We start from the raw sequence: 24,122 nt of genomic DNA, 5'->3' as shown, positions 1-24,122 counted from the left end.
GCGGTGAAATGCCCTGTGGGGAGGCATGAAAAGCGCAGGCATGAAAAAGGCGGACCGTTTCCGATCCGCCCTTTCTGTCAGACTGACAGGGAGTGGGAAGCTTACTGGGCTTCATCCACGCCGCTGTGGGTCTGCGGGGAGAAGGTCCAACCTTCGCCGTAAGGCTGCGGCATATAAGCCATCCAGCCCTTGCTGGAGACGTTCCAGCCAGCGGTGGAGACCGGTGCACCCGTCGTGCGCAGCTTCTGGATGTCAGAAGCAGACACGGTTCCCGGTGCGTTGTTGCCCCAGCCCTTGCGCATGAAGTTCACGACATCGGCCATCTCCTGATCGGAGAGGTGATTCTTGAACCCGGGCATGGCAACAGCGGACGGTGCGCTGTTGGTCGGAGGCAGGATGCCACCGAAGGCCACGACATTGGCGAGCGACGTCGGATCATCCGTCAGGACAACCGGGTTGCCAGCCAGCGGCGGGAACATGCGGTTGACGCCCGAACCATCGTTCATGTGACAGATGGCGCAGTTGTGCAGATAGACTTCCGCACCGGCATTGCCCTGGCCACCCTTGTTCAGCAGAGCGGTCGTCTGACCGTCATCCTGACCGAGGTTCTTGCCTTCCGGCACAGCCGGCATGCTCTTGAGGTACTTGGCCGTGGCGCGCAGATCGTCGTCGGACCAGTGCTGCGTGCTGTAGGCCACTACGTCGGCCATGCCACCGAAGACGGCGGAGTGGTCGATACGGCCGCTCTTGAGGAAGGTCACGAGGTCATCTTCGGACCAGCGGCCCAGACCCGTGTCGCTGTTGCTGCGCAGGCTCGGTGCGATCCAGTTGTCGATCGGTGCACCACCGGCGAGGTAGGCGTTACCGCCAGCCGTGCCGTAAGCCTTGACCTGCATCCCGAAACCACGGGGCGTATGACATTCGCCGCAATGGCCCGGACCGTTGACGAGATATTCGCCGCGGGCGACTTCCGGATCACTGATGCTCTTGTCCACGCCCGGCGTCATGCTCGGGACGAACATGGCGCGCCACATGCCTAGAGGCCAGCGCATGGAGAGCGGCCAGCTGATGTCCGGTGCCTTGTTCTGCTGGGCAACCGGCTTCACGCCATGCATGAAGAAGGCATACATCGCACGGATGTCGTCATCGGACAGACGGGCGAATTCAGGATAGGGCATGGCCGGATAGACCGTTGCACCATCCTTGCGGATGCCCTTGCGGAGGGCTTTCGTGAAGTCCTCCAGGGTGTAGTTGCCGATACCGTGTTCCGGGTCCGGCGTGATGTTGGTCGAATAGATCGTGCCGATCGGGCTCTTGATCTCCAGACCGCCCGCATAGGGCTGTCCGTGAAGAGCCGTATGGCAGGCAATGCAGTCCGACAGGCGGGCGACATATTCGCCACGCTTGATCAGGGCGTCATCGGCGTCCTGGGCATGGGCGGCGCCGAAAGACACCGCCATAAGGCCAATAGCGGCCGCGAGTTTCCATCCCTGTTTCATCTCAGATACCAGCCTGTCCCGAGTTAATGCGTTCAGCATGTCACGTGCTCCTTATGCGTACCGCTATCTCAGGGGTGATCCGCGGTCGGAACATCGGCCGTGGACTGCGGGACATTGAGGAACTGATCGTTCGGAACGCCTGTGGAGTTCTGACGCGCCTTGACTTCGTCCTCGTAGGACTCGTTGGCACGCTTGACGATGAAGTTACGGATATCCTCGATCTCGTCAGGCGTCATGGAGGTGTCGAAACGATCCATGCCGTAAGCCGTCAGAGCACCGCGACCGACGAGCTTGTAGAAGCTTTCCTTGCCACGAGGTGCACCGGACCAGCGAAGGTCAGGCAGAACGCCGCCGGAGATCGCGTTGTCGCCATGGCAGGCCGAGCAGAACGTCTGATACATGAAGTATCCGTTCTTCTGACGGGCCTCGTCATAGGTCGGAACCGGCTTGACCGGGGTGAAGCCCAGCTCGTTCTTCGGCGGCAGGCTGTCCTTGCCGTCAAGCGAGAAGGCGATCACGCGGGAATGGTTGACCGTCCAGCCCGAGGTGCGGGCAACGCCGCCGTACAGGAACGGATAGATGCCACCCCAGCCCACTTCAACCGCGACATACTGCTTGCCGTTGGCCGTATAGGTCACCGGCGGAGCGATGATCGCGCTCTGTGCGGGGAAGGAATAGAGATCGTTGCCGTTCGTGGCGTCGTAGGCGTGGAATTCGCCGTTTGCCAGACCCTGGAAGATCACGTTACCGGCCGTGGCCAGAATACCGCCGTTCCACGGACCCTTGTGGTTGATCGTGAAGGCAGGCGCCATCTTCTCCGGATCCCAGGCCACCGTCCAGCCCTTCAGGACCTTCAGGAAGTCTTTCTTGGCGGAGACGTGAGCCGGATCGTTATCGTCGAAGAGACCGATCTTGTTCATGTCGAGGCCGAGGTTCCAGGCGTCGTGATACGCCTTGAAGCCGCCTTTCTGGCCGTCATACATGAGCGGAATCTGCTGTGCCGGGATGTAGACCAGCTTCGTCTTCGGGCTGTAGGCCATGGCGGCGAAGTTATGGCCACCAAGCTCACCTGGAATACCGATCCAGGGCTTGCCCGTCAGCGTCCACAGGGCGTCAGGCACATAGTTCGGGCGACCCGTGACCGGATCCAGGCCGGTGGCCCAGTTCTCGTAGGTGTAGGGCTTGCCGGTGATGAACTTACCCGTCTTCGCATCGATGATGTAGAAGAAGCCGTTCTTCGGAGCATGGACGATCACGTGGCGCATCTCGCCGTTGACCGGCATGTCGAGCGTCATGATCTGCTGGACGGAGGTGTAATCCCACTCGTCCATCGGCGTTTCCTGGAAGTGCCAGACATACTTGCCGGTGTCAGGATTGATCGCGACGATGCTGCCGAGGAAGAGGTTGTCGCCCTTGCCTTCGGAGCGGAACTTGTAGTTCCACGGCGAGCCGTTGCCGACGGCCAGGTAGACGAGGTCCGTCACCGGGTCATAGACGAGCGAATCCCAGACGGTTCCGCCGCCGCCCTGCTTCTTCCAGGCGCCGTTCTTGCCCCAGGTCGGGTAAGCCTTGGACATCAGGATGTCGTCGGAGGCTGCGCCGTCGGGCTTGTTGTCGGGGTTCGGAACGGTGAAGAAGCGCCAGTCGAGCTTGCCGGTTTCGGCGTCGAAAGCGGAGACGAAGCCGCGGGCACCGAACTCTGCACCACCGTTGCCGATCAGGACCTTGCCCTTGGCAATACGGGGGGCACCGTCAACCGTATAGGAGCGCTGGTGGCCGAGCTGGGCTTCCTTGGGGATCGTGTAGACGCTCCAGACCAGCTTGCCGGTCTTGGCGTCGAGCGCGATCAGGCGTCCGTCGAACGTACCGAAATAGACCTTGCCGTTCCAGTAGGCAGCGCCACGGTTCACGGAGTCACAGCAGCCGCGGTCGGCAATGTTGCCCGGAACCTTCGGATCATAGGACCACAGGAGCTTGCCGGTCGCTGCATCCAGCGCCTTCATCTTGCTCCAGTTGGTCGTGGCGTACATGACGCCATTGACGATCAGGGGCGTGCCTTCCTGGCCGCGGTTCGTGTCCAGATCATAGTGCCAGGCGAGCTTGAGCTTGCCGACATTGTCCGTGGTGATCTGGTCGAGCGGGCTGTAGCGCTGCTCGGAATAGGACCGGCCGTAGGACAGCCAGTCCCCGGCATGGCCACCGTTATCGGAGCTTGTGATTGCTGCGCCAGTATCTTCCTGCGCAAAAGCGACAGGGACAGCTGCAGAAATCGCCAGTGCGGCGGCGCAGCTGAGAAGGCGCTTTTTCGTAACCTTGATCGGCGTCAGTAGACCAGAAGTCATGATCCAACTGTCCTTTTTGTAAAGACTGTTTCCGCTGTGATATTCTGGACCTCTGAAGTCTTGAAAGGGCAGGGGAGATCCTGTTCCTTATCAAGCCGACCATCAGTACCGGACACCGGCAGCATGAGAACTTACTGACCCTATTTTATTGCTTAAGACAAACACGGCTTCTGACGTTTCCGTGAGGAATTGGGATGGACGGCCCCGAAACGGGCTATGAGGTTGCTCACCGAATAATTACACTGGCGTTCCGGAAAACCCCGGATCGCCTTTCCAATACAAAAAATGGCAGTTTTCCAACACATTACAGAATATTGCTAAAAAGCCTACAGAAGCGGTACTGTATGCCTGAAACGCATGTTGCTATGGCTCGATATGCGCATAGTGCATGGCTAAAAAGTCTCGCCTGGCTGGCAACACTGCCGGATTGACGGTTTCGGGCGGCTCGGGCACCGTGTCGTTCATGCCACAGCTATCCTGTCACTCACCTTTCGGGGCCCTTACCATCAGTGAAGATGAGGGCCAGATCGTCGCTCTGGACTGGGGTTGGGGGCGCGATCAGGAGGAGACTCCACTTCTTCTGCAGACCCGCGACCTTCTGGAGCGCTATTTCGACGGGGAATCGGTCGATTTCGACACCCTGCCTTACCGTCCTTACGGGACTCCGTACCGTCAGAAGGTCTGGGACGCGCTGCGCCGGATCCCCTATGGGAAGACGCGGACTTACGCGGACATCGCGGCCGAGGTCGGGGGTTCTGCCCGCTCGGTTGGTGGCGCGGTCGGGGCGAATCCGATCCCCATCCTGATCCCCTGCCATCGTGTCGTCGGGCGTTCGGGGCTGGGGGGGTATTCGGGACTTGGGGGTGTGGCCGACAAGCACGCCATGCTGCATCTGGAAGGCGTTCTTTAAGGCGCGGCCTTTCTTCTTCGGCCCGGCACACCGGGCCACAAAAGGGGCGCCGAAGCTCCCCTTTTTCATGTCGGCCGTGCTGATCGTGGATCAGTTGTTCATGGCCTCGAAGAAGTCGTGGTTGGACTTGCTGTATTTGAGCTTGTCCAGCAGGAAGTCCATGGCGTCCATCGTGCCCATCGGGGCCAGGATGCGGCGCAGGACCCACATCTTGGACAGTTCGGCGCGGTCCACCAGCAGCTCTTCCTTACGCGTGCCCGACTTGGTGATGTCGATGGCGGGGAAGGTGCGCTTGTCGGCCAGCTTGCGGTCCAGAATGAGCTCGGCGTTGCCGGTGCCCTTGAACTCTTCGAAGATGACTTCGTCCATGCGCGAGCCCGTGTCGATCAGGGCCGTTGCGATGATCGTCAGCGAGCCGCCTTCCTCGATGTTACGCGCAGCACCGAAGAAGCGCTTGGGGCGCTGCAGGGCGTTGGCGTCCACACCGCCGGTCAGCACCTTGCCCGAGGAAGGGACGACGGTGTTGTAGGCGCGGGCGAGGCGGGTGATGGAATCCAGCAGGATGACCACGTCGCGCTTGTGCTCGACGAGGCGCTTGGCCTTTTCCAGCACCATTTCCGTCACCTGGACATGGCGGGTTGCCGGTTCGTCGAAGGTGGAGGAGACGACTTCGCCGCGAACCGAGCGGGCCATGTCCGTCACTTCTTCCGGGCGTTCGTCGATCAGCAGGACGATCAGGAACACTTCGGGATGGTTGGCGGAGATGGAGGCTGCGATGCTCTGGAGCATCACGGTCTTGCCGGTGCGGGGCGGGGCGACGATCAGGGCGCGCTGGCCCATGCCGATCGGCGTCACGAGATCGATCACGCGCGGGGTATAGTCGCGCTGGTCTTTCTTGCCCTTGCCGCGCGGAGAGGATTCCGTGACGGCGGCTTCGGACTGTTCGACTTCCATTTTCAGGCGACGCTCGGGGTAGAGCGGCGTGAGGTTATCGAAGTTGATGCGGGTCCGGACGGTTTCCGGAGCCTCGAAGTTGATGGTGTTGACCTTCAGCAGCGCGAAATAGCGCTCGCCGTCGCGCGGGGCGCGGATCTGGCCTTCAACCGTATCACCCGGGCGGAGGCCGAAGCGGCGGACCTGGGCGGGGGAGATGTAGATGTCGTCAGGGCCGGGAAGGTAGTTGGCTTCCGGGCTGCGCAGGAAACCGAAGCCGTCCGGCAGGATTTCGAGCGTTCCTTCGCCGTAGATCGCCTGATCGCGCTCGGCAAGGGTCTTGAGGATGGCGAACATGATGTCCTGCTTGCGCATGGACGAGACGTTCTCGATCTCCAGTTCCTCTGCATAAGCCAGCAGATCGGCCGGAGATTTCTTCTTGAGTTCGGCGAGATGCATGAAAGACGCGCCTTGATGTGCCGTAAGGGGCAGACCTGATAGGGGAGGATGCGCGACCACACAGAAGACAGGGCGACTGGGCGGGGGCTTCGGGTGTCAGGCGGGGATCCGTAAAGATTTCGCAGGACAGTGAAGCGGGCGTCATCCGGATGGAAAGGGAGACCGGGTGACAGGACGTCACCGGAAAGTCGTCCTTCGATTACCGGAGCGCGCGAACCGGTGTCAAGGCTGGTGCGCGTGCTCCGGAACACTTTGATCCATGTCAGTTTTCTGGGGCTCAGGCTTTCAGCATGGCGTCCGCCGTGCGCAGGGACAGGGACATGATGGCCAGTGCCGGGTTGGCGGCAGCGGCGCTGGGGAAGATCGAGTGATCGGAGATCCACAGATTGTCGATATCGAAACTGCGGCCTTCCGGATTGACGACATTGCTGCCCGCATCCGTGCCCATGCGGCAGGTGCCGATCATGTGAGCGGCGCGGTCGATGACGCGGATGTCTTTTGCGCCGATGGCCTCCCACATCCGGCTCAGCAGACTGGCGGCATGATTGTGCATGGCCCATTCGTTGGGGCCGTAGGAGTGCTCGATCAGGGGCTTGGGAATGCCGAATGCGTCCTTCTCGTTCGAGAGGGTGACGCGGTTTTCGGGGCGGGGGAGACATTCACCGTTGATGCCGATGCCAGCGGAGCGGTTGTATCCGGCGAGGGCGCGGGCGAAGGCCGGGCCGCGTGTCGTGGTGCTGCGGGCGAGGTTCTGGCCCCATGTCGCAGGCATCATGCCGAGTGACTGGATCAGGTAGCCGCCGACGAAATCCGCATCTTTGGGGCGCATCATGTCTTCGGTGATGGTCAGGGACGGGTAGCCGCGATTGGGGCGGATGTCCTCGTCGAACTCGCCCCAGACCTGCGTGGAAACATGGGTCATGTAGTTCTGGCCGACCTGACCGGAGCTGTTGGCTAGGCCGTTGGTCAGGAGCAGACGCGGGGTTTCGACGGCACCGGCGGCCAGAACGAGAGTCGCGCATTTCTGGCGGTGTTCGACGCCGTTCTGGCGATAGACCACGCCGGTCACGCGGCCGGAAGTGTCGCGTTCGATCGTGTGGGCGAAGCAGCCGGGGCGGAGTTCCGCACCATGGGCGACGGCCATGGGAAGCCAGGTATTGTCCGCGCCGGATTTGGCGCCGTTGCGGCAACCCTGATGACAGGCGCCGCAGTTCGCACAGCCATGACGGGTGCCGAAATGGGGCTGTTCGATTTCGCGGGTGATGAGGGCAGCCGGGCCGTCGGCATGGCGCAGGCCGAGCGCGTCACAGCCTTCGCGCATTTTCAGCGCGGCGGAATTGGCGGGCGGAGGCGGGTAGGCGTAGCGGCGCGTTGGGTCCCAAGGATAGGAGGCCGGGCCGGAGACGCCGATGAAGGATTCCACGCGCTCGATATAAGGCAGCAGTTCGTCCAGACCGAATGGCCAGTCCACGCCCTTGCCGGTTTCGGTGTGCAGATGGAAGTCGCGGGCATCCATGCGGGGCATGAAGGCGCCATAATGCAGCAGGGAACCGCCGAGGCCGGTGCCGCTGTTATTGCCGCCGAAAGCCTGCGGATTCGTGCCGGCGGAAAGGCGTTCGTGCAGCCAGTACAGTTCGCGCGCCGCGATTTCGTCGGGTGTGTGGCCCATGGCGGTGAAGGCGGGGCCGGCTTCGAGCACGACGACAGTCTTGCCGTTGCGGGCGAGTTCTGCGGCCAGCGGCGCGCCACCGGCACCGCTGCCGATAACGACGGCATCGACGATGTCTGTTTCTGCGAATGTCTTCATGACGGTCGTGCTGTTCATTCCCTGGAGTCTGCCATCTGGGCGAGGGGGGCGGTGGCTTTGGGCTCGAAATCTTCGCGGCTGTCCGGGCCGACTTCGGTGAAGCCCTGAAAGACGGTGTCGCCGCCAGTGAGGCTGGAAGAAATACCCAGCGCCTGCTGCACACGCGGATCGCTCATGACGCAGTCCACGACTTCGCCGCGCAGATCGCCGGCCCAGCGTGCCATCTGGGGAATGGAAAGGCGGCCGTCGCGGTCGAGGCCGAGCTGGCCGGTCATCATAGCGTCGAGCAGGGTGCCGCGCAGTTCCGGAGCCAGATGGATGAAGCGGATGCCGTGCTGTTCGGCTGCGACATCGTCGAGTGTGAGGAGGGCCGCTTCCCAGGCTTCGGCATCGGGCGGGAGGTCCGCAAAGCGCCAACCATCACGGGGGCCGGAGAGGGCAGCGTCGATCCGGGCCGTCATGTTGATGTCCGTGCCGGGCGGCAGGATTTCGTCGAGGGGAAGCAGGACGGGGAGGAGCGCATCGAGGACGGCATAGGCCTGAAGCGACAGGGTGCGGGGCTGTGTTTCAGGGGCTGAAAGCCGGGATGTCAGGATGTCGCGGGTGCGGGCGGAGAGGTGGTCGGAGTCCAGAATTTCAGGACGGTCGGGCGGGGGGACATTGCGGCCTCCTGTGTTTTGGTTTCAAAGTCTGGCGACGGGGATGGTTCCGCCTCCCGCTGGCGGCAAAGATGCAGTATCCTGCATGACCGAACCTTTTCCGGTATGATGCCGGGTGTGGTTCTGAGGGCCAGTCTTTGGGACTGACCGCAGGACAGACAGACATTTCCCCGCTTCGGGGCGGGACGCAAGACAGGGAAGCAGCATGACGGTCGAGATCAGGGTTCCGGCGCTTGGAGAAAGCCTGACGACTGCGACTGTCGCGCGGTGGCTTAAAAAATCCGGCGACTATGTGCAGCATGACGAAACCATCGTGGAGCTGGAGACCGACAAGGTCAGCGTCGAGGTGACGGCGCCGTCCGCCGGGCGTCTGGAAGACTGCGTAGCGGTGGGGACGGAAGTCGAGATTGGCGGGCTGCTGGGTGCTGTGGACGAGACGGCGGAGGCACCGGCTGCGCCTGAACCTGCTCCGGCGGTTGAAGCGCCTGCTGCCCCGCTGGCACTCGAGCCTGTTGCGGCTCCTGCGCGCGTGGCCCCGCCCGCGCCGGAAGCGCCGAAGCCTGCTGCTGTTGCTCCGGCGCCCAAGCTGTCATCGCATGAAGCGCGGGAACGTCGCGTGCCGATGAGCCGTCTGCGTCAGACGATCGCCCGCAATCTGAAAGCGGCGCAGAATACGGCGGCCATTCTTACAACGTTCAACGAGATCGACATGTCCGCCGCCAAGGCGCTGCGGGCACAGTACAAGGAAGAGTTCGAGAAGAAGCATGACGGGGCCCGGCTGGGCTTCATGTCCTTCTTCGCGCGCGCTGTGGTCGGGGCATTGAAGGATTATCCGGCGATCAATGCGCAGATCGAAGGCGATGAGATTGTCTATCGCGATTTCGTCAATCTGGGTATTGCGGTCGGGACGGAGCGTGGATTGGTTGTGCCGGTGCTGCATGATGCCGATCAGATGAGCTTTGCCGAGCTGGAGCGTCGCATTGCCGATTATGGCAAGCGGGCGCGGACGGGTGGCCTGAAACTGGAAGAGCTGTCGCATGGGACGTTCTCCATCACCAATGGCGGGATTTTCGGATCGCTGTTGTCTACGCCGATCCTGAACACGCCGCAGTCCGGAATTCTGGGGATGCATGCCATTCAGGATCGTCCGGTCGTGCGGGACGGGCAGATCGTGATCCGGCCGATGATGTATGTTGCGCTGTCTTACGATCACCGGATTGTGGACGGGCGGGAGGCGGTGAGCTTCCTCGTCCGGATCAAGCAGCTTGTTGAAGATCCGCGGCGTCTGCTTCTGGATCTGTGATGCTTTTTGCGTGGCCGGGACGTTGGACATCTCTGCTGCGCCGAACGCCGGACAGGTTTCTGTTCCCTCGCGTTCTGTCTGTTGTTCTGAACCCGAGGATGGTGTCCTGAAGATGCGTGATGTTTCCAGTCTGACGCGGTTTGCTACCCTGTTATCTGTCTCCACGACACTGGTTGTGGGGGTGGCACCGCTGGCGGCCTGTGCCCGGCCGGACAGTGCAGGGCCGGAACTGTCAACGCATCAGCCGGACACGACGCCATCGCTGGGCGCTTCGGTGCCACCGCCCGCCAGCAATCCGCCGACGGATACGCCGCCTCAGCCTGATCTTGCGCCGCCGCCGATTGACATCCCGGATCTGCCGGTCGTGTCCGATGAAGCCGCGCGGGAAGAGGCGTCCCGCCTGGCGGTGCTGATGAAGCATAATATCAAAGGCTTCAGCACTTATACGCCAGAGCGCCGCAAGGAATTCCTGACGCTTGCGAAGGATGCGGTCACGCAGGCGGACATGCCGGTTTCGCGGCCGCAGCTTGTCATGGTCGTGGACCGGAATGAGCATATTCAGCATCTGGACTATATTCTGGCGCTGCCGGATGCGACTTGGGAATCCCTTGGGGGTACACCGGTTTCGACCGGGACGACGGGACGCAAATATTACTACATCACACCGACCGGGGTTTTTCAGAACACGGCGGACCGTCTGGGCTATCGGGCGGAAGGCACGAAGAACAAGTACGGAATCCGTGGGATTGGTGCCAAGGGATCGCGCGTGTGGGACATGGGTTGGCAGACGGCGATGAAGGGCTGGCTGCCACGTCATGAAACCGGGCAGATCCGGCTGGAAATCCATGCCACCGACCCGCAGTTTCTGGAATGGCGTCTGGGGCATCCGGCGTCGGAAGGCTGCATCCGGATCCCGGCGACTATGAATAAATTCATGGATCATTACGGGTTGATCGATGCGCTATATGAGCAGGCGGCAAGTTATGATCCGCGTTTTCAGGCGCTGCTTCCGAAGGATCGGCAGCCGACGCAGATTGCGGGTGATCTGGTGGTTGTGATCGATTCAGGACCACTGACGGAGCCGAAGATCGACCCTATTGCGGATAAAAGACCGTTACCTTAAGTATAGAATTAGAAATATTTCAAAATAAGTATGAAGGTTTGAAGTAAAACGTGTGAATGTTTTATTTCGGGAACGGTAAAGCAGTTTTCCTGAGCTGAAGCCTTCCGTATGGAATGCGCGCCATTCACTGGAGCCCATTCCCCATGACGTTCAAGATGCGTAACCATATCCTGCTTTCCGGGTGCTTCGCCGGTGCCTTGTTGCTGGGAGGAAGCGCTCACGCAGATGTTTCTGATTCAAAACAGAAGAAGCATGAGGAGCAAAAAGCCAAAAAGGAAAAAGCGGCGGCGCCTGGCGTGGAAAATCTGACTGTTCTTGGTCACGCCGCGCGGACTGCACCTGCGACGGTTCCGCTGGATATTACAGAACCGACATCAAAAATTCAGTCTGGCTTTCTGAGCAACAATATCATTCCGCTCGCCAGCATCGACGATATCATCCGGTTCCAGCCGAGCGTTTATTCGCAAAATCCTAACGGTCCCGGAATGGGTAAGGCCGAGGCGATGAGCCTTCGCGGCTTTCGGGACGGGCAGTACAACATGACATTCGATGGCATTCCGTTCGGTGATGCCAGCGATTTGCACCACACGACATCGTCCCTGTTTATCTCGCACTTCCTGGGGAAGCACAGATTGATCGCGGTCCCGGAACGGGTTCCACGATCGGTAATGCGACGTTCGGTGGAACGATGGGGTTCATGTCCAAGACGCCGTCGGCCAAAAGGGGCGTGTCACTGTACGGGACTTATGGCAGCTTTAATACGCGCGCCGGTGGCATCGAATTCGACAGCGGCAAGACGCGTTTTGGGCGTGCGTTTCTCGACATGCAGCATGAAGAGACGAACGGCTATCTGACCAATTCGGCCGAGCGCCGGAGCAATCTGATGTTCAAGGATGTGATCGACCTTGCACCCGAGACGACGCTCACATTCGAGACGACATACAACAAAGAATGGCAGTACACGACGCAGGGTGCGACGCTCGCCGAATATGCGAAATACGGCAAGAATTACGGGCTGTGCAACGACCCGTCCAAGCAGTGTTATTACGGATATAACCCCAGCACCTACACGTCCGATTTTAATTATGTGAGCCTCAAAAGCCGCCTTGCATCATGGCTGACGATGGAAAACCAGCTTTATACGAGCGGGTTTGAGCATGATTATACGGAGAGCACGGATGCCAGTCAGACGAGCACGGCTGCGAATGGTGTGACGTTCTATAATTCGGCCGGGAAGAAAGTGGCGACCTATGCCAATGACATTCCCGGGAAATATGCAGACGCCAAATTCCGTTCTTATGGGGATACGTTACGATTCAAGGCACATACATCCTATGCGGATATTCTGTTCGGTGTGTGGGCGGATGTGCAGAAGGATCGTCGCTATACCTATGCGCTGGATCTGAGTAAAAATGCGATCCCGGTTCCGTCCAAAACGGGGTCGGCTTACAGCTATGATATTTCCGATCTGAACACGACGGTGCAGCCCTATCTCGAGTTCGATATTCATCCTTGGAAAGGGGCCGTTATCAAGCCGGGTATAAAATATTCCATGTTCACAAGGGACTATGATGCGACGATAAACAAGTCGACAAAGGTGTCGATGAAGGACACCCAGCACTATGGGTCCTGGCAACCATCTATTGCGATCAATCAACGGATTATGAAAAACTGGAGTGCGTATGCGCAGATTGCGCGCAGGTTCCTGGCACCTCCGATGTCGGTTTTTCAGGTTCAGTCTGTTGGAAATGTGAAGCCGGAAACGACCCTGAATTATCAGGTTGGATCGGTTTATCACGGCAAGAACTGGATGCTGTCACTGGATGGATATTACATCGATTTTTCCAATTATATCGCTTCCGCACAGATCAATGTTGAGAACATCGGCACGACCTCGACCTATGTGAATAGCGGTGGCGCGATTTATCGCGGGATCGAGCTCGAAGGGCAGTATGTCATAGGATACGGTTTTTCGCTTTACGGCAATTACAGCGTGAATAACGCGCGCTACAAACACAGCAGCGTGCGGGTGGCGACAACGCCGGATTCACTGGCATCATTCGGTCTGCTTTATGAAAATGCGAAGGGTCCGTATTTCTCGCTCATGGGGGAATATGTCGGGCATCATTGGGGTTTGGACAGCACCACCAATTCGGCTGGTCATACGGTGTTTGAAAACCAGTACAGGATCCACGGCAATGTGACGGCGGATCTGGCCCTGGGCTGGCGCATTCATAATATCGGTGGCTTCATGCGCGATGTGACGCCGAGCCTCAAGATTTCCAACCTCTTCAACAACCGCTCCATCAGCGATTTTGCGGGCAACCAGTCTTACGGTGACGCGCCGCTTTACTGGCGGCTGGCCGGACGGAGTGTGTTCTTCAACATGACGGCGACCTTCCCGTGAAAAAGACCGGCTGTGTCCTTCTGTTTGCGCTGTCCCTGACGGGATGTTCGGGCGGAGCCTCTGCGCCGTCCGGGCCTGTTCTGGAAAAAATCGTGCTCCTGTCCCGGCACGGGATCCGGAGTCCGACGGCGTCTCCGGTATCTTTAAAAGCGAAAACCGGGTTTGACTGGCCGGAATGGTCCGTAGCGCCCGGCGAGATGACGCCACATGGTGTGGCAACGCTGGGGGCGATGGTTCAGGCTGTCCGGTCGCATTATCAGCATCTGGCTTTTGGACCGTTGCAGAACTGTTCCGATCAGATCCAGGTCTGGGCGGACGGGGCGGATCACAGGACGCAGCAGACCGGGCAGATCTGGGCGCGGGATGTGGCGCCGGACTGTCACGTTACGGCGCAGTGGCAGGCGCAGGGTCCGGATCCTGTCTACAACGCCATTGCGGCAGGTCGGGCTGTGCCGCCGCGCCTAGAGACGGAACAGGCGTTTGCGTCTGCGCTGCCGGTCTCCCGCACTCCGGATGTGCAACGCGGATTACAGGCGTTGCAGATGCTGATGGCGCCGGGAGCGTGTGACGGGCCAACGCACACATCACGCTGTCTGCGCGATGCTTCGGTTCTGGACTGGAAGAAAGCCGCGCCGCATCTTTCCGGCGGCGTTGCGACGGGGGGTATGGCAGCGGAAAGTCTGCTGTTGCTGTATTCCGAAGGCTTTCCGGTGGATGTGTTCGGATCTGCGAAAGCGGATGTGCCGGGGCTGCTGAAGACAGTCATGCCGGTTCATGCGGCGGAAAGTCTGCTGCTACGTCGTCTGCCGGTTGTGGCGCAGGCGCGGAATGGCGTTATGGCGCAGGGCATCTGGGCGTTTCTGGCGGATCGTCCGGTTGCGGATATTCCCGGGGTGACAGCGTCCACGCGGCTGCTGGTGCTGGCGGGGCATGATACGAACCAGGATGCTATGGCGGCAATTTTCGGGCTGTCATGGGCGTTTGCCGACCAGCCGGACAGCACGGCGCCGGATACGGTTCTGGCGTTTGAGCGGTGGCGTTATCCGGACCGTCATGTGGAGGTCAAAGTGCGAATTTTCCATCAGTCGCTGGAAGAGCTGCGGGCAGGGCAGGCGTCCAGTGTGGAGCGTTCGATGCAGACGCTGGAGCCGCGCAATCCGATCCTTCCCTGAGATCAGCCAGTCATAAAAAAAGCCCGACTGTTACCAGCCAGGCTTTTTCATGTTGTCCATGCGGACGGGGCGCGGATCAGTGCGTCCAGTCAGCCGGGACCTTGCCGCCATTCTTGGCCAGCTCGGCATAGACCTGCTTGATGAGCCAGACGTTCATCGTCGCGGTGTCGTCCGTGCTGCCCGAGTAATGCAGTTCGCTGGCCAGTTCCTTGCGGGACTGGAGCGAGCTGTCGAGACCGAGCAGCTTCAGGAGATCCACGATGGAGGTCTTGTAGTTCAGCGGCTGGCCAGCCTTGGCAGCCAGACCGGACAGGACGGCATCGACGTCCACCGGTGCGGCTGTCTGGGAGGCGGCAGCGGCTGCTGCAGGAGCGGCCGGTGCGGCTGCATCTGCCGCGGCCGGAGCAGCAGCGGAGGTGGCCGGGGTGGCTGCTTCGGCATGGCCAAAGATCTTAGACATGATCGTGCTGAAAAGACCCATGAGTGTAACTCCTGTCGGTTAAGGAAATCCGGAAGGGGCGTAACCGGGGTTCCGCCCTCCCTGATCCGTCTCGTCTTAGTAGCGGTATTCTTCGTGCTTGAACGGACCATTGACTGGAACGTCGATATAGTCCGCCTGTTTCTGTGACATTTTGGAAAGTTCTGCGCCAACCTTTGCGAGGTGCAGGGCAGCGACCTTTTCGTCCAGAGCCTTCGGCAGGGTGTAAACCTTGACGTCGTACTGGCCCGGCTTTGCTGTCCACAGTTCGATCTGTGCCAGGGTCTGGTTAGTGAAGGACGCGGACATCACGAAGGATGGGTGGCCCGTTGCGTTGCCCAGATTCACCAGACGGCCTTCGGACAGAAGGATGATGCGGCGGTTCGGAGCCAGCTCGATCTCGTCAACCTGCGGCTTGATGTTGTTCCAGCGATAGTTGCGCAGGGCTTCGACCTGGATTTCGCTGTCGAAGTGACCGATGTTGCAGACGATCGCACGGTCCTTCATTTCACGCATGTGGTCGATCGTGATGATGTCCACATTGCCCGTGCATGTGACGAAGATGTCGCCGCGCGGTGCTGCGTTTTCCATCGTGACGACTTCATAGCCTTCCATGGCGGCCTGAAGGGCACAGATCGGATCGACTTCGGTCACGAGGACGCGGCAGCCTGCGTTGCGCAGGGAGGCAGCAGAGCCCTTGCCCACGTCACCGTAACCGGCGACCACGGCAACCTTGCCGGCCATCATGACGTCCGTGCCGCGACGGATCGCGTCCACGAGGCTTTCGCGGCAGCCATACAGGTTATCGAACTTGGACTTGGTGACGCTGTCGTTCACGTTGATGGCCGGAACCTTCAGCGTGCCCTTCTTGGACATTTCCCACAGACGATGCACACCCGTCGTCGTCTCTTCGGAAATGCCGCGCACGTCCTTGAGCATTTCGGGGTATTTGTCGTGCATCATGATGGTGAGGTCGCCACCATCATCGAGGATCATGTTCGGCGTCCAGCCATCGGGACCATGAATGGTCTGCTCGATGCACCAGTTGAACTCGTCTTCCGTCAGGCCCTTCCAGGCGAAGACGGGGATACCGGCGGCAGCGATGGCGGCTGCGGCGTGATCCTGCGTGGAGAAGATGTTGCACGAGGACCAGCGGACCGTGGCGCCGAGAGCGATCAGCGTCTCGATCAGCACTGCGGTCTGGATGGTCATGTGCAGACAGCCGGCGATGCGTGCACCCTTGAGCGGCTGTGAGTCCTTGTACTCTTCGCGAAGAGCCATCAGGCCCGGCATTTCGCCTTCGGCGATGGAGATTTCCTTGCGGCCCCAGTCTGCCAGGGTAATGTCGCGAACCTTGTAATCCTGCGTCGTCATGAAATGGCCCTTGCTGCCCATCTTTGGATGGCTGCCTGTATAAAGGCTTGGCGGACCCGCGGAAAGGGCGGGCCCGGCAATAGGCCTGTCGCCGTTATTCCGGCGACGTGGTCTGCGGCGTTGAATCGGTCGGAGCAGACGTCTTCTTATGCGCGTGGTGACGCTGGTGGCCGAGTTTGTGCACGTCTTTCTGGTTCGACGGGACGGGGCCCGTTTCATTCGTCGTGCGGTTCATGGCGCCTGGCGCGGTCGGCGGCGGCTGGTCCGGCTGTTCCATCACGGTGTGCGGATTGGTCGGCAGACGGTTGTTCGGCTGGTCGATGGTGGAGTTCTGCGCCTTCTGCACGGCAGACGTCGAGGTCTGTGTCTGGTCGTTGCTGGGGGCGCTGACGGCCTGGGCCATCACGGACGGAGCGGTGACGGCAGTGCCCAGCAGGAGGCTGGCGGCGAAGAATGATGTGCGGATGGACATGGACATTCCTTTCCGGAAGGGGAGGCCCCCTGCGGCAGGGGTTCGCTCATTGCGGAGTAAGATGAATAACCCGCCACAATGGATGAAGTTGCATTGAAGGGCGCTCACATTTACGCAAGGAGGGGTATATTGCGTCGTTGCGCATGGCGTGCGAGAAGCCGGACTGAATTCGCCCCCAGTCGTTTCTGTCGAAGCTGCATGCCGGTTCTGCCGGTCCTGAACCCCCTGAAAACAGGAGGATGTCGTGTCAGAGAGCACTGCCTACAACTTCCCCTTTACGGTTCTGGATCCTGACCATCAGGAAACAGGGGCACCCGCATTTGCAAACGGACTGGTCTGGGCGGTTCATGCCGTCCCCGGACAGGAGCTGCGGACGCTCGGATCGGCCGAGGTCGAGGCGCTTCTGGCACCGGAGCGACCGGTCGAGAGTGATGGCTGGTACTGGCTGCATTTCGATACTGTGCATAGCTCGGCACGCGGATACGTCGCGCATCTGCCGGACCTGCCTGAAGATGTCTGCGCCATGCTGGCTGAGACGGAGTACGGGATTGCGCTTGAGGCGTTCGGTGATCTGATCTGGGGCGCGCTGCCGGCTTTTGACGATGCACTGTCGGAAGAGGACCGGGATATCTGCGCCTGGCGGTTTGCGATGCGGCCGGACCTGCTGATCACGACACGGCGCAATCCTATTCCGGTTCTGGGCGCGGCATATCGTTCGCTGAAGCCGGACCAGATTCCGAAGACGCCTGCGGGGATTATCGACCGTGCCCTGCGTGAATTTACGGGGACAGTGCGGCGTCAGCTCGGACATCTGGATGACGAACTGGACCGGGCGGAAGACGTGCTTCTGCTGATTGAGCATCGCTCCGACCTGGGGCATCTGGGTAGCATTGTCGGTAAGGTGCGCCGTCGTGCGACCGAGCTGCGCCGGGTGGTGACGCCGATTGACCGTGTTCTGAAAGACGAGGATCTGGACCTTCCGGACTGGGCCGAGGACGAATTACGGGACAGGGCCGAGCGGCAGGTTCATGCAGCGCTGGACGATCTGATCGCGCTTCAGGACCGTGCGCGGTCCCTGCAGGACGAACTGGGCTCCAATCAGGCGGAAGAGACCAACCGACGACTGTATATCGTCTCGGTCGGAACCACGTTGATGCTGCCGGCGACATTCGTGACCGGATTCTTCGGTATGAATACCGGTGGGATGTTTCTGGCGCAGGGGCAGATGGGGACCGTGGAAGCGGGCATTGTCTGTTTCGTCTTCATGACCGTGACGTTCCTGTTCATGAAGATTGCGCGTCTGCTCTGATTTTTCGGCTGAGAGCCGGTCCAAAAGAAAACCCCCCCGTGCCAGGCACGGGGGGTTTTCTGTGTCACAGGGACTGATCCGGGAAGGATCAGACGTTCTGCGGCTTGCGGGAGTTTGCGGCGGCAACAGCCTTGCCCCACTCCACGAGGGTCTTGGTGCAGTCCGTGCGATCGAGCTTGCACTCAATGAGCGTCGGGCCGCGGGTGTTTTTCTTGGCCTTGGCGATGGCGTCGGCCAGTTCCGCACCGGTCGTGGCATGCAGGCCAAGACCATACTTGCCGCTTTCTTCACCCGGGACGCCCTGGTTGAAGCACTGCATCAGAGCTGCGTAATCCCAGTTCTGGATGTAGTTGTACGGGCCGTCATGGATGGCGATTTCGATGACGTAGCCGTGGTTGTTCACCAGGAAGATGATGACCGGCAGTTCGTAGCGGACCATCTGGGCCACTTCCTGCGCCGTCAGCTGGAAGGAACCGTCACCGACCATCAGGACGTGCTTGCGATCCGGCGAAGCGGTGGCGTTGCCGAACATGGACGGGACGGACCAGCCGATGTGACCCCACTGCATTTCCGTCTCGACCTTGGCACCTTCGGGAAGGTGCATACGCACGGCGTTGAACCATGAGTCGCCGGTCTCGGCGAAAAGGGTGGTGTTGCCGTCGACCAGTTCGTTGATCTGGCGGGTCATTTCATCGTTGGACAGCGGCTTTGCCGGGTCAGCCTTCGGGAGCATGACGGGCTTGTACTCGCCGGTCAGGGCTGCGGACTTCTTCGGAGCCTTCTCGGTCAGCGCCTTGACGAATTCCTTGAGACGGAAGCCGTCGAAGGTCTTGCCGTTGACCGTGACGCGATCAGGATTGACTTCGAGAACCTTCTCGCCGCGGATGATGCTCTTCCAGCCACCCGAGGAGTAGTCGTTCCAGACCGGTGCCAGGCAGATGACGGCGTCGGCGCCTTCGATGATTTCCTGTGCGCCCGGGCTGCTGACATCACCCCAGTACACGCCACGGAAGCCGGGGTGCGTCTCGGGGAAGTAGCTCTTTGCAGCGGCCATGACCGTGACGGGGCAGCCCAGCTTGTCAGCCAGTTCGACCGTTTCCGTGAGGGCTTCCGAAGCGCGCAGCTTGGTGCCGACCAGGATGGCGACCTTGTTGGCCTTGTTGAGGAAGCCCAGGCTCTCGTCCAGAGCGGCCTTCAGGCTGGCTTCGTCAGGACGCGGGTGGGCGTGCAGGGACGAAACCGGACCCGGACGGACGCAAGGAGCGGCCGAGACGTTACAGGCGATTTCAAGATAGGCCGGCTTTTTCTCGCGCAGCATCGTGCGGATGACGTGGTCGATCTTGGCCGGAGCGGTTTCAGCAGAGGTGATGCTTTCGGCGGCACAGGTGACGTGCTTGGCCATTTCCATCTGGTAGCTGTAATCCGTCGTGCCGATCGTGTGGTGCAGGACGTGGCCCGAGCCGTGATCGTTGGAGTTCGGAGCACCCGAAATCACGAGGATCGGCAGGTTCTCGGCATAGGCGCCGCCGAGGCCGTTCATGGCGGAGATGGCGCCGACGCTGAAGGTGATGACGGCTGCGGCGGCACCGTTGGCACGGGCATAACCTTCGGCGGCGAAGCTGCAGTTCAGCTCGTTGCAGTCATAGATCTGCTTCGTGCCGCCCTGTTCGATCAGCTGGTCAAGCAGAACGAGGTTGTAGTCACCGGCAACGGCGAAGTGATGCTTCAGGCCGATCTGTGTTAGTCGTTCGGCAAGATAATGTCCGACAGTATAAGTCATGGTTTCAGTACCTCAGGAGCCATAGGGACGGTCAGATGACTGGATGATCTGCCTTGCTGACAGGACCATGCAGTCATCCGACCGAAGGGAGGCTATGACAGGATACGGGGACAGGGAACCGTCTGACCGTTTGCCGGAATCGGAAGATCCAGACGCGCAGTTACTGACGGAGCCGGCAGACCCTCGCAGCCTTTGGGGGAAACAGGAATGTGGAGAAGGGACCTGACCGACCTGTATTTCAGGAGAGGCGTCCGGGATTATCCGGATATTGCGGGCAGGTGTCTGGAACAGGAATTTTAAAGGTGACGTGCCGTCAGGGGACCAGGGAAAACCGGGATTTTCAGGATAGCGATTTTCTGTCGTTAAATAACGGGTAGTATAACAGAATAAACGGCCCGTTCCGTCATGACGGACCCCAGAAACGGCAAGAAAAGAACCTCTTGGTGACATATCTTCCCATCACAGCCGGGAAAACAGACCGGCTTCGTATGAAATATCTGCCTGTTCCAGACACAGGAATGTTTAGACCAAAAATCCTGTCTGTGAAGGACATCGATCAAACATTACAATTAATTGAAAAAACCCTTTCTCATGAGGGAGAATTAAATACAGCCTGACCAGTTCGGTGAAACGGATAAGGACCAGAATGGTCTTGTTGCGTTATTTCAGGTGAAGGAAACCAGCAGAACGCCCCCGATGGCCATTGCGGCGCCCAGAAGACGGGGAAAGGACAGGGCGTGCTGTTTCAGGCCGAGAAGGCCGAAATGGTCGAGAAGCAGGGACAGACAGACGGCGCAGGTCAGGGTGATGACCGTAAAGGCGGCCGAACCGGTCTGCCGGGTTGCCAGGGATCCGGCGACGACGAACATCAGGTTGCACAGGCCTCCGGTCCATGCCCACCAGGGGACATTCTGGAGTCGGGTCATGAGAGGCTGGGCTGCGGTTGTGCTGTCAGTCGGGAGAAAGGCGAAGAGGCAGACCAGTCCGCTCAGGGCGACGACATAAACGGTTAGGATGGTCAGGCTAGGCCCGAGGGCCTTGTTAAGTCCGGCATTGGCGGCGGACTGAACCGGATTGCTGAGACCTGCGAGAACAGGCAGGAGCCAGATCAGAAACTTCATGTCTCTGAAAGCCTGATCATGCGGTCTTCACGGGACGAACAGTACAGCGCTTCCATCAGTTTCTGGTCACGCAGACCTTCTTCGCCGGATGTCAGAGGTGTTTCATCCTTGAGGATGCATTGGGCAAAGTGATCGATTTCAAGAGTAAACTGGTTGGCCGGGGGGATGTGCCATTCGGTGACGGCGGGGTGGCCTTCGTTTTCACGCGAGATGCGGAGTCTGTGGCCCTGATAGGCAAAGGCATTTTCCAGCTCGATCGAGCCTTTTTCCAGCCGGATGCTCAGCTTGCGGGTGATGGAGGCGCCATAGCTGGTCGCGCAGTTGGCAATCACTCCGGAAGGAAAGCGCATCATGAAGGAGAAGGTCTCGTCTACGCTGGCAAAGCGGGGATCGTCTGCCGGACTGACCATCCGGGCAAACAGCTCGACAGGTTCTTCGCCCAGAAGGTTGCGGGTGCCGTTCAGGCAGTAGAGACCGATATCGGGCAGGGCGCCTCCGCCGGCGACAGGCGCTTTCAGGCGCCAGTGGGAGGCATCGGTTTCGGTCTGTGTGTTGACGGCTTCCACGAGTTTGGGTTTGCCCAGTTCTCCACTGCGGACGAGTTTGATGACAGCGCGGTTGAAGGGCTCGAAATGGCAACGATAGGCGATCATCAGCTTCACGCCGGCCCGTTTGCAGGCAGCAATCATGCGCTCGGCTTCCTGCGCCGTATTGCTCATCGGCTTTTCGCACAGGATATGTTTTCCGGCGGCGGCCAGCGCTTCCACCTGATCGACATGCATGGCGTTCGGCGTGGCCACATAGACGGCCTGAATGTCCGGGCGGTCTGCGAGGCGATGGATCTCGTCATAGGTGAAGATGGATGAAGGCGGGATGCCGTATTCCTGCGCGACGGTCAGGGCCTTTTTTTTCCGGCCGGAAATAAGGGCGACGGGACGGGCTGTCCGGCTTTCCATAAAGGCGGGGAGGATCTGTCCCACGCTCAGTCGGCCCAGTCCCATAACGGCAAAGCCGACCCGCTCGTCAGGGGGAAGAATGGGGGAAGAGCCAGTGTCCGTGTGTTCCGTGTTGCCGCTTCCAGTACCAAACGTCACCCTGCCGTTTTCGAGGCGTCCGGTATCTGCTTCGGAGGGAGAGGAAAGGTGGCTGCTGGCGGGGAGGTCTCGCGACATGACAGGTCCTTGTGGTCTGGCTGTCTGTCATGAACGCAGGGGTCGAGCAAACGGCTTTCACGCGGAGGCGCGACCATCAGGAATGTGAAAAATCTTTCATACTGTTGCGGGTTCGGGCGCGGCCTGTCGGTGAGCGACGAAAGAAACAGGTGGAGTATCGATCTGCCATGTCAGGGAAACCGAGGTGGAGCTTCCGAGAGTGAGCTGACCGATTTGTTTTAGGGCGGCCGTATTCACGAACAAGGGAAGGTTTTTGTCGCCGAAACGGAGGGTAAACCCTTCATGGAGTGTTGGCAGCGGAAGGATGTCCTGCGCCTCGTTTTCCAGCCTTATCGCATGTGCGGTGAGGATCAGGGATAGTCCGCGAAGCATCTCTGTCGTCATGGGAAAGAAGTTTTCCCATTCTTGAGGAACAGGGGCACTATAATCCACGCTGTTTTGCCCTGAAGGCGCGCTTCTCAGATAGGTTCCGGTTTTCGGAATAAAAAAGATGATCCGTTTATGGGAAAGCTCCTGCATTTCCAGTTCAGGAAAAGGGCGGGGCATGGAGATGCGCTTTTCCATAAACGGGCGACAGGGAAGCTGGAAAGGAACGGGAACAACAGCACAAAGTCCCGGAAGGCGCCCTGGCTGGAAGGGAGTGCGGCTGGGCGCATCCTTCAGCGGATTATGGTCGAGCATCTGACCGTGCCAGTCCATGAACCACAGGCGGAGTGTCGGGGTGGGGTCAGTCATCATGTCTCCGAAGGCTGCTTGGTGAGGGCCAGGCATTTCTTCATGACGCCGGGCAGTGCGGCGCGTTTCGTTGAACGGAACGTGCCGAAAGAGGAATCGATCCCTGCATTATGGCCCTGCGGAAGGCAAGCCTCGTAGACTGTGAGGTACAGGGTGAAATGGGTAAAGACGTGACGGATCTCGCCTTTGCGGACCCAGTGGGCCACGCAGGGGGCGTGGGCAAGGGCTTCGTCTTCGGGCCAGGGTGTGCTGCGCCACTCCGTTCCGGGAAGCTCGTCCATGCTGCCGAGCAGGCCGGTTGGCGGGCGTGTGCGCAGGAGGATCTGGTCGTCGTTGTCGTGCAGGAGAAAATGCGCGCCGTAACGGGTGGGGCGGGTCTGTTTGGGCTGTTTGGCTGGCAGTTGTGCTGCGATGCCACGGGCATGGGCGATGCAGGATGTCTGCCAGGGGCAGGTCAGGCAGGCGGGGCTACGCGGAGTGCAAATCGTGGCGCCGAGATCGAACAGGGCCTGCGCGAAATCCGAAGGACGGCTCTGGGCGACAGGATCGTCGTTCAGGAGTGCGGCCTGTCGGGCGAGCAGCGGGCGTGAGGCTGGCAGGGGATCTTCGGTAGCGTTCAGGCGGGCTGTGACTCGCTCGACATTCCCGTCAACGGGGACGACAGGACGCCCGAAGGCGATGGCGGCAATAGCGCGCGCTGTGTAGGCGCCGATTCCGGGAAGGGTCAGCAGCTCTGCGACAGTGTCGGGGAAACCGCCGCGTTCGGAGACGCGTTTTGCACAGGCGTGCAGATTGCGGGCGCGGGCGTAGTAGCCGAGGCCGGCCCAGAGGTGCAGGACATCTTCGAGCGGGGCGGCCGCGAGATCCTGAACCGTCGGGTAATGCGTGAGAAAGCGCTCGTAATAGGCTATGACGGCCTTGACGGTTGTCTGCTGGAGCATGATTTCGCTCAGCCAGACGGCGTAAGGGTCCGGGCGATGGCCGGGAAGGCTGCGCCATGGCAGGACGCGGCGGTGGTTGTCGTACCAGCGCAGCAGGGCGGATGCATCAGGAGTCACGGTGACGGA

General features: G+C 60.2%; 20 protein-coding genes. 7 read left to right on the top strand and 13 right to left on the bottom strand.

Features of this window, described 5'->3' with window-relative positions:
* Positions 1-101: 101 nt before the first annotated feature.
* Both ACJ2A4_RS08125 and ACJ2A4_RS08120 read right to left on the bottom strand, forming a co-directional pair.
* A complete protein-coding gene (locus ACJ2A4_RS08125; RefSeq protein ID WP_408872436.1) occupies positions 102-1,538 on the bottom strand; it encodes a c-type cytochrome in 1,437 nt (478 codons plus the stop codon).
* A 29-nt stretch (positions 1,539-1,567) separates the two neighbouring features.
* On the bottom strand, positions 1,568-3,841 hold the full coding sequence (locus tag ACJ2A4_RS08120; protein WP_408872435.1) for a PQQ-dependent dehydrogenase, methanol/ethanol family: 2,274 nt from the start codon (positions 3,839-3,841) through the stop codon (positions 1,568-1,570).
* 463 nt (positions 3,842-4,304) lie between these two features.
* Between ACJ2A4_RS08120 and ACJ2A4_RS08115 the strand changes: the two genes are divergently transcribed.
* Positions 4,305-4,751: a methylated-DNA--[protein]-cysteine S-methyltransferase gene (locus ACJ2A4_RS08115; RefSeq protein WP_408874134.1), complete on the top strand. Its 447-nt coding sequence runs from the start codon at positions 4,305-4,307 to the stop codon at positions 4,749-4,751.
* Between the two features lie 90 nt (positions 4,752-4,841).
* On the opposite strand, the gene rho is transcribed toward ACJ2A4_RS08115, so the two are convergent.
* From rho to ACJ2A4_RS08100, 3 genes are all read right to left on the bottom strand, one after another.
* Positions 4,842-6,143: a transcription termination factor Rho gene (rho, locus tag ACJ2A4_RS08110; protein ID WP_011252631.1), complete on the bottom strand. Its 1,302-nt coding sequence runs from the start codon at positions 6,141-6,143 to the stop codon at positions 4,842-4,844.
* Between the two features lie 277 nt (positions 6,144-6,420).
* A complete protein-coding gene (locus ACJ2A4_RS08105; RefSeq protein ID WP_408872434.1) occupies positions 6,421-7,950 on the bottom strand; it encodes a GMC family oxidoreductase in 1,530 nt (509 codons plus the stop codon).
* Positions 7,951-7,964: 14 nt separating this feature from the next.
* Positions 7,965-8,501, bottom strand: a complete 537-nt coding sequence (locus ACJ2A4_RS08100) for a gluconate 2-dehydrogenase subunit 3 family protein (protein ID WP_408874133.1) — start codon at positions 8,499-8,501, stop codon at positions 7,965-7,967.
* Between the two features lie 313 nt (positions 8,502-8,814).
* On the opposite strand from ACJ2A4_RS08100, the gene sucB reads away from it, so the two are divergent.
* The 5 genes from sucB to ACJ2A4_RS08075 all read left to right on the top strand — a co-directional run bounded on the left by sucB (position 8,815) and on the right by ACJ2A4_RS08075 (position 14,614).
* Positions 8,815-9,912: a dihydrolipoyllysine-residue succinyltransferase gene (sucB, locus tag ACJ2A4_RS08095; protein ID WP_408872433.1), complete on the top strand. Its 1,098-nt coding sequence runs from the start codon at positions 8,815-8,817 to the stop codon at positions 9,910-9,912.
* 112 nt (positions 9,913-10,024) lie between these two features.
* Complete coding sequence (locus tag ACJ2A4_RS08090) at positions 10,025-11,035, top strand: L,D-transpeptidase (RefSeq protein WP_408872432.1); 1,011 nt, start codon at positions 10,025-10,027, stop codon at positions 11,033-11,035.
* Between the two features lie 155 nt (positions 11,036-11,190).
* Positions 11,191-11,889, top strand: a complete 699-nt coding sequence (locus ACJ2A4_RS08085; RefSeq protein WP_408872431.1) for a TonB-dependent receptor plug domain-containing protein — start codon at positions 11,191-11,193, stop codon at positions 11,887-11,889.
* Positions 11,859-13,442, top strand: coding sequence for a TonB-dependent receptor (locus tag ACJ2A4_RS08080; protein ID WP_408874132.1), 1,584 nt, complete (start codon positions 11,859-11,861; stop codon positions 13,440-13,442). Before ACJ2A4_RS08085 ends, ACJ2A4_RS08080 begins: the two co-directional genes overlap by 31 nt.
* Positions 13,439-14,614 carry a histidine-type phosphatase gene (locus tag ACJ2A4_RS08075; RefSeq protein WP_408872430.1) on the top strand — a complete coding sequence of 392 codons (1,176 nt, stop codon included), beginning with the start codon at positions 13,439-13,441 and terminating at the stop codon, positions 14,612-14,614. Before ACJ2A4_RS08080 ends, ACJ2A4_RS08075 begins: the two co-directional genes overlap by 4 nt.
* A gap of 76 nt (positions 14,615-14,690) precedes the next feature.
* Here ACJ2A4_RS08075 and ACJ2A4_RS08070 read toward each other — a convergent pair whose 3' ends face one another.
* From ACJ2A4_RS08070 to ACJ2A4_RS08060, 3 genes are all read right to left on the bottom strand, one after another.
* Positions 14,691-15,095 carry a DUF3597 domain-containing protein gene (locus ACJ2A4_RS08070; RefSeq protein ID WP_194259371.1) on the bottom strand — a complete coding sequence of 135 codons (405 nt, stop codon included), beginning with the start codon at positions 15,093-15,095 and terminating at the stop codon, positions 14,691-14,693.
* 75 nt (positions 15,096-15,170) lie between these two features.
* A complete protein-coding gene (gene ahcY / locus ACJ2A4_RS08065) occupies positions 15,171-16,466 on the bottom strand; it encodes an adenosylhomocysteinase (RefSeq protein WP_408874131.1) in 1,296 nt (431 codons plus the stop codon).
* A 94-nt stretch (positions 16,467-16,560) separates the two neighbouring features.
* A complete protein-coding gene (locus ACJ2A4_RS08060) occupies positions 16,561-16,938 on the bottom strand; it encodes a hypothetical protein (protein WP_408872429.1) in 378 nt (125 codons plus the stop codon).
* A 244-nt stretch (positions 16,939-17,182) separates the two neighbouring features.
* Here ACJ2A4_RS08060 and ACJ2A4_RS08055 point away from each other — a divergent pair, with 244 nt between their 5' ends.
* A complete protein-coding gene (locus ACJ2A4_RS08055) occupies positions 17,183-18,247 on the top strand; it encodes a transporter (protein WP_408872428.1) in 1,065 nt (354 codons plus the stop codon).
* An 88-nt stretch (positions 18,248-18,335) separates the two neighbouring features.
* Here ACJ2A4_RS08055 and ACJ2A4_RS08050 read toward each other — a convergent pair whose 3' ends face one another.
* The 5 genes from ACJ2A4_RS08050 to mutY form a co-directional block, all read right to left on the bottom strand.
* Entirely contained in the window at positions 18,336-20,027 is a 1,692-nt protein-coding gene (locus ACJ2A4_RS08050; protein WP_408872427.1) for an alpha-keto acid decarboxylase family protein, read from the bottom strand.
* 665 nt (positions 20,028-20,692) lie between these two features.
* The gene (locus ACJ2A4_RS08045) at positions 20,693-21,148 is read right to left on the bottom strand and encodes a DMT family transporter (protein ID WP_408872426.1); all 456 of its coding nucleotides are present in this window, start codon (positions 21,146-21,148) and stop codon (positions 20,693-20,695) included.
* Positions 21,145-22,320 carry a Gfo/Idh/MocA family oxidoreductase gene (locus ACJ2A4_RS08040; protein ID WP_408872425.1) on the bottom strand — a complete coding sequence of 392 codons (1,176 nt, stop codon included), beginning with the start codon at positions 22,318-22,320 and terminating at the stop codon, positions 21,145-21,147. The genes ACJ2A4_RS08045 and ACJ2A4_RS08040 overlap by 4 nt, the downstream gene beginning before the upstream one ends.
* 96 nt (positions 22,321-22,416) lie before the next feature.
* Positions 22,417-23,058, bottom strand: coding sequence for a hypothetical protein (locus tag ACJ2A4_RS08035; RefSeq protein WP_408872424.1), 642 nt, complete (start codon positions 23,056-23,058; stop codon positions 22,417-22,419).
* The gene (mutY, locus tag ACJ2A4_RS08030) at positions 23,055-24,113 is read right to left on the bottom strand and encodes an A/G-specific adenine glycosylase (protein WP_408872423.1); all 1,059 of its coding nucleotides are present in this window, start codon (positions 24,111-24,113) and stop codon (positions 23,055-23,057) included. Before mutY ends, ACJ2A4_RS08035 begins: the two co-directional genes overlap by 4 nt.
* Positions 24,114-24,122 lie beyond the last annotated feature (9 nt).

This window comes from Gluconobacter roseus, from assembly GCF_046058915.1.
GTDB classification, from domain to species: domain Bacteria; phylum Pseudomonadota; class Alphaproteobacteria; order Acetobacterales; family Acetobacteraceae; genus Gluconobacter; species Gluconobacter roseus_A.
This window is presented reverse-complemented; position numbering and strand designations above follow the sequence as displayed.